Raw genomic sequence first — 10,109 nt, 5'->3', positions numbered from 1 at the left:
GCGATGGCGTTTTCAAAGACGCCATCGCCGGCAAGCCGAGGGGTTACACCAGGCCCAACCCGGTCAGCAGCAGGTCAATCAGCTTGATCCCGGCAAACGGCACCAGTACGCCGCCCAGGCCGTAGATCAGCAGGTTGCGATTGAGCAACGCCGCCGCGCCAATCGCCCGGTATGTCACGCCGCGCAAGGCCAGGGGAATCAACGCGACGATGATCAGCGCGTTGAAAATCACCGCGCTGAGAATCGCCGAGTTGGGGCTGGCGAGATGCATCACGTTCAAGGCGCCAAGCTGCGGGTAGGTCGCGACAAACGCGGCCGGGATGATCGCGAAATACTTCGCCACGTCGTTCGCCACGCTGAAGGTGGTGAGGGCGCCACGGGTCATCAGCATCTGTTTGCCCACCTCGACCACTTCAATCAGCTTGGTCGGGTTGCTGTCGAGGTCGACCATGTTGCCGGCCTCTTTGGCGGCCTGGGTGCCGCTGTTCATCGCCACCGCCACGTCCGCCTGGGCCAGTGCCGGTGCGTCGTTGGTGCCGTCGCCGGTCATCGCCACCAGCTTGCCCTGTGCCTGGTAGTCGCGGATCAGTTGCAGCTTGTCTTCGGGCCGGGCTTCGGCAAGGAAGTCATCCACACCGGCCTCCACCGCAATGGCGGCGGCGGTGAGGCGGTTGTCACCGGTGATCATCACGGTCTTGATACCCATGCGACGCAGCTCGGCGAAACGTTCCTTGATACCGCCCTTGACCACGTCCTTGAGTTCCACCACGCCCAGTGCCTGGGCACCGTCGCTGACCACCAGCGGTGTGCTGCCACGCCGCGAGACTTCATCGACTTTCGCCTGCAAGGCGGTGGGAAAGCTTCCACCCAACGCCTCGATGTGGTCGCGGATTGCATCGGCTGCGCCTTTGCGAATGGCCCGACCTTCGGGCAGGTCCACGCCGCTCATGCGGGTTTGCGCGGTGAAGTGCACAAAGCTGGCGCCGAGGGCGTTGATGTCCCGCGCGCGGATGTCGAATTTCTGTTTGGCCAGTACCACGATGCTGCGGCCTTCCGGGGTTTCGTCGGCCAGGGACGCCAACTGCGCGGCGTCGGCAAGGTCGGCTTCCTTCACGCCGGGCGCCGGCAGAAAGCGGCTGGCCTGGCGATTGCCCAGGGTGATGGTGCCGGTCTTGTCCAGCAGTAGCACGTCCACATCACCCGCAGCCTCCACGGCGCGGCCTGAGGTGGCGATGACATTGGCCGACATCATCCGGCTCATCCCGGCCACACCGATGGCCGAGAGCAGGCCGCCGATGGTGGTGGGGATCAGGCACACCAGCAGCGCGACCAGCACCGTGGCGCTGATCACACTGCCGCTGCCGCTCATGGCCACCGCGAAGATCGAGTAGGGGCTCAACGTGGCGATCACCAGCAGGAACAACAGGGTCAAGCCCACCAGCAAAATCGTCAGGGCGACTTCATTCGGGGTCTTCTGGCGCTTGGCCGATTCCACCATGCTGATCATGCGATCAAGGAACGATTCGCCCGGGTTGACGCTGATGCGCACCACCAGCCAATCCGACAGCACCCGCGTGCCGCCGGTAACCGAGGAAAAGTCGCCACCGGCCTCGCGAATCACCGGTGCCGATTCGCCGGTGATCGCGCTTTCATCCACCGACGCCACGCCCTCGATCACCACGCCGTCCAGCGGTACCAGGTCGCCAGCTTCGACCAACACCACGTTGTCCTTGCGCAGTTGGCTGGCTTCCAGGGGCAGCCACGTGCCGCCGTGCTGGGGTTTTTGCAGCAATTTGGCAAGGGTCTGGCGCTTCATGCCGCGCAGGCTGGCGGCCTGGGCGCGGCTGCGACCTTCGGCCAGGGCTTCGGCGAAGTTGGCGAACAGCACGGTGAACCACAGCCACAAGGTGATGCTGAGGATAAAACCGCTGGGCGCTTCACCCTGGCCACCCAGGGACTGGAACCACAGCAACGTGGTGAGCAGGCTGCCCAGGTACACCACGAACATCACCGGGTTTTTCCATTGGGCCTGGGGCAACAGTTTCTTCAGGGCATCGACGCCGGCCGTAAGCACGATGCGCCGGTCAAACAGGGGTAGACGAGCATTTTTCATAAAGGTGATCCCTTACTCACTGACCGCAATGGCGGGCTGACGGGCGTCCAGCGCCAGGTTGAGTTGCAGCACATTCACCCGCGGTTCTCCGAGCAAACCGAAGGTGCGCGCGCGGGTGTGCTCGTCGAGCAGTTGCAGCAGTTCGGCTTCCGGAATGTGCCGCAGGCGGGCTACCCGGGCCAGTTGCAGGCGTGCGTTGGCCACCGAGATGTGCGGGTCCAGGCCCGAGGCGGAAGCGGTCACGGCGTCGACCGGCACTGGCGCATCGGCGGCGAGGGCGTTGGCCTGGCGATAGGCCTGGGCGCGTGCGGTCACCTGGTCAACCAGTTTCTGGCTGGTCGGGCCGAGGTTGCTGGCGCCGCTCGAGCCTGCGTTATAAGGCTGCGAGATGCTCTTGCTCGGGTCTTGCGGGTCGGCACCGAGGGTCATGCTCGGGCGCCCCTGGAAGTACTCAGGTTTTGTGAACGGTTGGCCGATCAGCGCGGAGCCGATCACCTGGCCATCGCGTTCGATCAGCGAGCCATTGGCCTGTAGCGGGAATAACAGTTGTGCAGCCAGCGTGGTGAAGGCGGGGTACGCCAGGCCGGTCAGCAGCATGAAAAACACTGCCGACACCAGCACTGGACGCAGCAGGCCTTTGAAAATCGATTGAGTGGTCATCTGCGTGTCCTCAGTTGTACGTCTGGCCGGAGAGCAGTTGCAATTGCTCCACCAGCGGGCCAAGCGCGAGCGCAGGCAAGAAGGTCAGGCCGCCGACCACCAGCACCACGAACACCACCAGCAACATGAACAGCGGGGTGGCAGTGGGGATGGTGCCGGCGCCGGCAGGTACGGTTTTTTTCATCGCCAGGGAGCCGGCTACGGCCAGCATCGGCAGCATGGTGAAGAAGCGCCCGATCAACATCGCCAGGCCAATGGTGGTGTTGAAAAACGGCGTGTTGGCGTTCAGCCCGGCAAACGCCGAACCGTTGTTGGCGGTGCCGGAGGTGTAGGCGTAGAGCACCTCGCTGAACCCATGGGGGCCGAGGTTGTTGAGGCTGGCCATCGTGTCCGGCCACAGGGCGGCGAGGGCGGTGAAACCAAGGATGCTGATGGGGTGGGCGAGCACCGACAGCATCACCAGCTTGATCTCACGGGCCTCGATTTTCTTGCCGAGGAATTCCGGGCTGCGGCCGATCATCATGCCGACCAAAAACACCGTGAGCAGCGCGTACTGGATCAGGTTGATAAAGCCCACACCGTCACCGCCGAACACACAGTTGAGCATCATCTGCGCCAAGGGCACGAAGCCGCCCATGGGCGTCAGCGAGTCATGCATGGCGTTGACCGAGCCGGTGGTTGCGGCAGTGGTGGTGGCAATGAACAGGCTGCTGTCGGCGATACCGAAGCGCAGCTCCTTGCCCTCCATGTTGCCGCCGCTCTGTTCGATGGACAGCGTCTGGTCTGCGCCGGCCTGGGTCAGCAACGGGTTGCCGGCTTGTTCAGCGCCGTACACCAGCGCGAGAAAGCCGATGAACATCACCAGGAAGGTGCCGAAGAACACCCAGCCCTGGCGGCGTTGCAGCAGCATGCTGCCGAAGGTGTAGGTCAGTGCCGATGGAATCAGCAGCATGCTGAGGATGTGCAGGACGTTGGTCAAAGGCGTGGGGTTTTCGAACGGGTGGGCGGCGTTCATGCTGAAGAAGCCGCCGCCGTTGGTGCCGATGTGCTTGATCGACTCAAAGCTGGCCACCGCCCCCACAATCAACTGTTGCTGCGCGCCTTCCAGGGTGGTGGCGAGGGCTTGCGAGGCAAAGGTCTGCGGCATGCCTTGCCACACGTAAACCAACGCCATCGCCACGCACAGTGGCAGCATCACGCGGTAGAGCGTGCGGGTGAAGTCGACCCAGAAGTTGCCGATATCCGCCGAACTTGAGCGGCTAAGGCCGCGAATGAAACCGGCAGCGGCGACCACGCCGGAGGTGGCGCCGACGAACATCAGGAAGGTGATCACCGCCATCTGGCTGAAGTTCGACAGGCTGGTTTCACCCGAGTACGCCTGCCAGTTGGTGTTGGTGATAAAGGACGCGGCGGTGTTGAACGCCAGGTCCGGCGTCTGGGCGGCCAGGCCCAGTGGGTTGATCGGCATGACGGCCTGCAAGCGCAGCACCAGGTAGCCCAGCAGCATCATGGCGGCATTCGACAACAGCAACGCCGCGCCATAGCGGGCCCAGCCCATGCCGGCCTGTGGGTCGATGCCCAGCAGGCGATAAGTACAGCGTTCCGGCAGGGCGTGGCGGGTGCCGGTGAACACCCGGGTCAGCCACTGGCCCATCAACACGGCGAGCCCGGTCATCAACCCCAGGACCAGCGTAAATTCCAGCAAAGTGCTTAGCATGTCGTGGCTCCGTTCAAATCTTGCCCATGGCGACAATGGCCAGGGCAGTCGCAACAAAAAACACCAGGGTGAGGCCCATAAACATCACGTCGTACATGGCAGGCTCCCTAGAACTTTTCGGCGCGAATAAGGGCATAGCCCAAATAAACGAACAGCCCGACGGCACTCAGGCCACTGGCGATATAGATGAAGGTAAGTGTGAGCACGGTGTAACTCCCCTGAATGAATAAGCCGCAACTGCGGACGCGGGGAGGTTAAGGGCTGGCGTATCAAGCTCGGGCACTCATTACCCGGTGCGGCATTAAGACGGTATATAGGCGTGTGTTCGGCGGGCACACGCAAACAAGGGATAGCCCGTTGCCGGGGTATCCCTTTGAAGTCTGGGGTTGCGCGGATGTGACTGGCCCGCTTACTTGCTCTTCTTTTTCTTGTCGGCGCGCGTGGCGAGGTGCTCGAAGCAGAACGCGGCGGTGCCAAAGAGCGCAATCATTGTCAGGACGACCATGCCTAAAGTTGAACTTTCCACGATGACTTCCTACGGGTGTTGGGGGTAGGAAGTGACGGTAGAGTGCGCAGGCTTAGTGGCTCAATAGCGACGACGTAATCGTTATGCGAGTGGGGCGATCTATACGCATTCTTTACGCGATGAGCGCGGATGGCCTTTGTAGGAGCTGGCTTGCCAGCGATGGCGGTGTATCAGCCAACAGGTTCATGTCTGGCTGACCGTCATCGCCGGCAAGCCGGCTCCTACAAGTTGCGGCTGTGGCGGTAGTCGCTGATCGCTTCGTAGACCGCTTTGCGCAAGCGGTTGATCCCGCCGATTGGGCGATGGGCCTCCACCCCGAACCAGGGGTTGAACGACTGGTTGTCGCACGCGAGGTTCAGCGCTGGCGTATCAAAATCCTGCGGCGGGATCTTTACCTTGGCCACGGTTTCATACGCCGCGTCGCTTTCCTTCCATTCGATGCTGGTGTCTTCGATCGGCATGAATTTCTGCGGGTTCTGGCGCTGGATCTGCAACACGAAACAGGCCGGAACGCGGTCGGTGGAGAGCTGTTGATTCAGGGCGCTGCGCAGGAAGTTCGGCAGGTCCTGGTTCTGTTTGGGCAGCACGTATTCCGGGCAGCTTTGCGGGTCGGGCGCGACACGGAACTTGGCATTGGCCGTGCCGAACTTGTAGGGCGAAACCGAAAAGTACGTGGTCTGCGTCGGGCTGGCCGGCGCGGGTGCCAGTGTGGCCAGGGCGATGAACAGGTGCCGCACCTGCCAGCTGCGTGGATCAAGTTTGGGGAAGAACGCCAGGACCTTCTTGCCGTTGGCCTGGGCGCCGATGTTTTGCGCGTACTCCGCCACGTCACTGACAAAGAAGTTCGGGTGGCTGAACATCACGAAGTCCTGCTCCGTGCGCGCTTGCTGGTCGGCCATCAGCTGTTTGCCCGGTACATCGAGCAGCTTGATCGCCATGCCCCGCGCATCGCGGATGCTGTCGAACTGCGGGTAGGCGTTGCCGTTGGACAGCCGCATCATCGCTTGCCAGGTCTTGCCGGGCTCGGCGAACACACCCTGGCGCAATGCGGGGTCGAGGTTTGCCAGTACGCTGACTTCAGCCTTCACGCAACCGTGGGCCTTGGCGTGGGCGTCGCGCAGGTAGCGCGTGCCTTCGCGGTGCTGGTCGACGATGCGTACGGCGGTCTGGATGATGCCCTGGGTCATCGCCGCTTCACCCGCCGGGATCTGCTCGTTGGGCGACACCGGGCCGCTGTGTTGCCAGGCAAACCAGGTCGTGGCAGCCAGCCAGCCGAGCAGCCCGAGGCCGACCAGCCACAGAATGGTCTTGCCGAGAAACCGGCCCAGGCGCAGCCAGAGGCGGGCGAGCAGGGAGCGTTCATTGTATTGCGATCGGATAATCATGGCAGTTGTTGCTCCAGCGGGCCGCCCAGCACTTTGAGGTATTCCAGCAGCGCCCAGCGCTCCTGCGGTAGCAGGCCACGGCCGATGACGCCGTTGCCCCGTTGGCCGGCGCGGAATTCATGGCCGCTGTTGTGGTTGCCGGTGATTTTGGTGTCGAACAGGAAGGCGTTCTTGAACGCGTCGGTCTGGAAGCCCAGGTGGCGCGGGTCGTAGTCGAAGGTGCCTTTATAGAACGTGGTGCTGCGCTCGTCCTGAGGCGAGAGCAATTGGTAGATCGTCGGCACCGAACCGTTGTGCAGGAACGGCGGGGTCGCCCAGACACCGGCCAGCGGGCGAGCCTTATAGGCGCGCAGTTCACGCACGCCGATGGGCAGGCCGTAGCCGTCCAGGCGTGGGCGTTCGGCTGGCGTTACGCCGGCGGCGCGGTAGGCGTGGTCTTCGACGAAGGCGGTGACGTAGGCCAGGCCCTTGGCCACCGACATTTTTTTCAGGTCCAGCGGCTCGGTCGGGGTGGGGTGCAGCTCGACATTCAGCTTGGCCAATTCGGCCGGGTCCCACTGCAACGCACTGAGGTCATAGCGTTGGTCGGCGATGTTGCTGGCAGTGCCGGGGTCGGTGCCGATGTAGTCCACGGGCAGCATTTTCAGTTGCTGCACCGGACGGCCATTTTCCTGGGTGACGCTGGGCACGTGGCAGCCGGCGCAGTTCTCGGCGAACAGGGCGCGGCCCTGGGCGGCCAGCGGCTTGTCGATGGCACCGAACAAGTCTTCGGGCCAGGTCGGTGGCTTGAGGCGTTGCAGGGTTTCTTCGATCAGGTTGAGGTCACGTACCCTAACGCTGGAGGGGTAACGCGCATCGCCTTGCAGCGGTTGACCGGCGCCGTCGAAGAACTGCAGCGTGGCCCCCACGCCAAGGGCTTCGCCGATATTGCGTGCCATGGGCTGTTGCGCCGAGCCGTTCCACTGCACCCAGTCGAAGGTCCAGATGTCCCACAAATGCGGGTAGTCCACTGGCGCGTTGGCGACACGGTAGTTGTCCGGGGAGATGGCGTCGCCGAAGCTGGCGTTGGCGATGCGGCCAAACGCGTCGGTGCGGCCCGGGCCTTCTTCGGTGGGGTAGAGGCCGCGGTGGGTGTCGTTCCAGGCGACCTTGAGGAACTGGTTCAGCGACTGCTTGAAGTCCTGGCGCAGCTGTTTTTTGCTGTCATCGTCGTAACGTGTGCCGAGCACGGTGCGCGCAAAACGCTCGAACTTCCACGGGTTGTAGTAGGTGGCAGCGAGGCTGGCGACAAGGGCCTGGCCGAAGCTGCCGCCGCGCAGGGTCGGTACGCTGGAGGGCAGCACGTGCTGGGCCGAGCCGCCGTCGATGCGCAGGGCCTGGCCTTTGAAATGCAATTCACCGGTATGGCAGGCGGCGCAGGTGATGTCCAGGTACTCGACGTTGCTGCCGGCATTCTGATGACGGGCGAACCCGACGGGCAGGTTGCCGGGGTTTTGCGTGGTGGGAACCTGTTTGGGGTCCACCAGGAAACCGAAGCGTGCAAGGTACTCCGGCGTGGCAAAACGCGCGTCCGAAAATGGCAGTTCGAGGGCCGTGAACCAATCGTAATGCAGGCCTTTTACCTGGGTGCCCTGGGGCGTGAAGTAGTAGGTCTGACGGTCGGCGGCACTCCATTGATCCTGGTAGTGCACCTGCTCCACGGGTGTGTAATCCGGGAGTTTGGGGTTCACGGTGTAATAGAGCACCACGGCCAGGGCGATGCCGAGCAGGGCAAATATCAGGAGTAAAACACGGGAAAAAATGCGCAAGATAACTATCCTTGTCGAGTTGTAGCGTTGTTATGCCATCACGTCACAGGTGCGGCAAGTGGCCATGAGCCTGGTGGCGTGTGGTCCCGCGATCCGTCGCGGGCCTCCATAATGAATGAAAATGCTTTTAAACACGTGAACTTATCAGAAGTTTCCCGCTCACATGCCGGTAGCCATTGGTCGTGGCCGCCTGATAAGCTCGCGACTTTATTCGAATGCCCTATTGGCGCATGAACAAGGAAATAGCATGAAACAGCATCGGTTGGCGGCGGCGGTGGCCCTGGTTAGCCTGGTACTTGCGGGTTGTGATTCGCAGACCAGCGTAGAGCTGAAAACCCCGGCGCAGAAAGCTTCCTACGGCATCGGCCTGAACATGGGCAAAAGCCTTGCTCAAGAAGGCATGGATGACCTGGACTCCAAAGCGGTAGCCCAAGGCATCGAAGATGCCGTTGGCAAGAAAGAACAGAAGCTGAAAGACGAAGAACTGGTTGAAGCGTTTGCCGCACTGCAAAAGCGTGCTGAAGAACGCATGACCAAGATGAGTGAAGAGTCGGCAGCCGCCGGCAAGAAATTCCTCGAAGACAACGCCAAGAAAGACGGCGTCGTCACCACCGCTTCCGGTCTGCAGTACAAGATCGTGAAGAAATCCGATGGCGCCCAGCCTAAGCCAACCGACGTCGTGACTGTTCACTACACCGGCAAGCTCACCAACGGCACCACCTTTGACAGCTCCGAAGACCGTGGCAGCCCGATTGACCTGCCGGTCAGCGGTGTGATCCCGGGTTGGGTCGAAGGCCTGCAACTGATGCACGTTGGTGAAGAAGCCGAACTGTACATCCCGTCTGACCTGGCCTACGGTGCCCAGAGCCCGAGCCCGGCGATCCCTGCCAACTCGGTACTGGTGTTCAACCTGAAGCTGTTGGCCATCAAGGACCCAGCCAAGGCTGACGCTCCTGAAGCCCCTGCTGCCCCGGCTGCCAAGAAGTAACCAGCGCCTGAGCACACACAACGCCCCGTTTCGACGGGGCGTTGTTGTTTCTGCGGTTCACTTATTTGTAGTGAGCGGGCTTGCCCCGCGCCGGGGGCGACTCCACCCTAATGTGACCGCTGCGGTGTTTCAGTAAGGACCAGGCCCTGGATTTGGATCGGTGTCGCCCCTGGCGCGGGGCAAGCCCGCTCACTACAGATCCAAACGAACGTCCGGGGCCGGTGGGAGTCTGATATAAGACTCGAGTACGGGTAGTCGCAGATCAGCGCCAAGTCAATGAAATCTTGGGTTTTTTTATGTGCGCAAAAAATGCCCGATCTGACTGCAAGCCTTGCAGGTCGTGGCTTTCAGCCGAAAAAACCGGCTCTGTTCACAAGGTTATCCACAATTTGTGTGGATAACATTTTATGTCGCCTGGAACGGGAGTGACGATGAAAGCACCCTTCAATTTCACCCGCTTCCTGCCCATGGCCGCGCGCCTGCTGGGGCGGGGGCGTCTGCCAACCCTGCTGTTTGCGGTCGCCGCCAAAGGTTCGAGCCAGGGCAACCGGCTGGGCAAGCTCAAGGACGATCTCAAGCTGCTCCAGGCCCTGTGCCTGGCCTACTGGCGCGGCGAGTACCGGGCGATCAGTCCCAAGGCGCTGATCTCGGTGGTGGCCGGGCTGATGTACTTCTTGAGCCCGATTGATGCGATCCCTGACTTTATTCCGGTGTTTGGCATGCTCGACGACATCGCGGTGCTGGCCTGGCTCATGAAGACCCTGGACGGCGAGCTGAGCGCCTTTCGCGCCTGGCGCGATGCCCAGCGCCCGGAAAAACTGGCGGTGGTTGAGCGCTTGCCCGCGACCCCGGCACTGCTGGCAAAGGAAAACCCGCAAAAAAACTGACAACGCGGCTATCCCCCTGCGACCT

Annotated in this window: 8 protein-coding genes; 2 read left to right on the top strand and 6 right to left on the bottom strand. The window is 62.2% G+C overall.

The window, feature by feature from the left end:
- Nucleotides 1–43: 43 nt before the first annotated feature.
- From kdpB to AC07OV_RS26045, 6 genes are all read right to left on the bottom strand, one after another.
- Nucleotides 44–2,113, bottom strand: coding sequence for a potassium-transporting ATPase subunit KdpB (kdpB, locus tag AC07OV_RS26070; RefSeq protein ID WP_495093257.1), 2,070 nt, complete (start codon nt 2,111–2,113; stop codon nt 44–46).
- Nucleotides 2,114–2,125: 12 nt separating this feature from the next.
- Nucleotides 2,126–2,773: a potassium-transporting ATPase subunit KdpC gene (gene kdpC, locus AC07OV_RS26065; RefSeq protein WP_495093256.1), complete on the bottom strand. Its 648-nt coding sequence runs from the start codon at nt 2,771–2,773 to the stop codon at nt 2,126–2,128.
- Nucleotides 2,774–2,783: 10 nt separating this feature from the next.
- On the bottom strand, nt 2,784–4,490 hold the full coding sequence (gene kdpA / locus AC07OV_RS26060) for a potassium-transporting ATPase subunit KdpA (protein WP_494998467.1): 1,707 nt from the start codon (nt 4,488–4,490) through the stop codon (nt 2,784–2,786).
- Between the two features lie 107 nt (nt 4,491–4,597).
- On the bottom strand, nt 4,598–4,696 hold the full coding sequence (gene kdpF, locus AC07OV_RS26055) for a K(+)-transporting ATPase subunit F (protein ID WP_176996432.1): 99 nt from the start codon (nt 4,694–4,696) through the stop codon (nt 4,598–4,600).
- Nucleotides 4,697–5,237: 541 nt separating this feature from the next.
- On the bottom strand, nt 5,238–6,401 hold the full coding sequence (locus AC07OV_RS26050) for a catalase family protein (RefSeq protein WP_494998466.1): 1,164 nt from the start codon (nt 6,399–6,401) through the stop codon (nt 5,238–5,240).
- Nucleotides 6,398–8,209 (bottom strand): di-heme-cytochrome C peroxidase, encoded by a 1,812-nt coding sequence (locus tag AC07OV_RS26045; RefSeq protein ID WP_495093255.1) that lies wholly within the window; start codon nt 8,207–8,209, stop codon nt 6,398–6,400. Before AC07OV_RS26045 ends, AC07OV_RS26050 begins: the two co-directional genes overlap by 4 nt.
- 247 nt (nt 8,210–8,456) lie before the next feature.
- On the opposite strand from AC07OV_RS26045, the gene bamJ reads away from it, so the two are divergent.
- Together bamJ and AC07OV_RS26035 are read left to right on the top strand one after the other, a co-directional pair.
- Entirely contained in the window at nt 8,457–9,197 is a 741-nt protein-coding gene (bamJ, locus tag AC07OV_RS26040; RefSeq protein WP_176996429.1) for a BamJ family beta-barrel-assembly machinery protein, read from the top strand.
- Nucleotides 9,198–9,628: 431 nt separating this feature from the next.
- A complete protein-coding gene (locus AC07OV_RS26035; protein ID WP_494998464.1) occupies nt 9,629–10,084 on the top strand; it encodes a YkvA family protein in 456 nt (151 codons plus the stop codon).
- The last annotated feature ends 25 nt before the right edge of the window (nt 10,085–10,109 follow it).

The organism is Pseudomonas sp. GW821-FHT09A09 (assembly GCF_059418405.1).
The sequence above is the reverse complement of the archived record's forward strand: the minus strand, read 5'-3'. Positions and strand labels throughout refer to the sequence as shown.

Excerpts from the sequence above, each read along its gene's own strand:
- bamJ (WP_176996429.1), top strand. The coding sequence starts at position 8,457 with ATGAAACAGCATCGGTTGGCGGCGGCGGTGGCCCTGGTTAGCCTGGTA.
- kdpC (WP_495093256.1), bottom strand. The coding sequence starts at position 2,773 with ATGACCACTCAATCGATTTTCAAAGGCCTGCTGCGTCCAGTGCTGGTG.
- AC07OV_RS26050 (WP_494998466.1), bottom strand. The coding sequence starts at position 6,401 with ATGATTATCCGATCGCAATACAATGAACGCTCCCTGCTCGCCCGCCTC.
- AC07OV_RS26035 (WP_494998464.1), top strand. The coding sequence starts at position 9,629 with ATGAAAGCACCCTTCAATTTCACCCGCTTCCTGCCCATGGCCGCGCGC.
- kdpB (WP_495093257.1), bottom strand. The coding sequence starts at position 2,113 with ATGAAAAATGCTCGTCTACCCCTGTTTGACCGGCGCATCGTGCTTACG.
- kdpA (WP_494998467.1), bottom strand. The coding sequence starts at position 4,490 with ATGCTAAGCACTTTGCTGGAATTTACGCTGGTCCTGGGGTTGATGACC.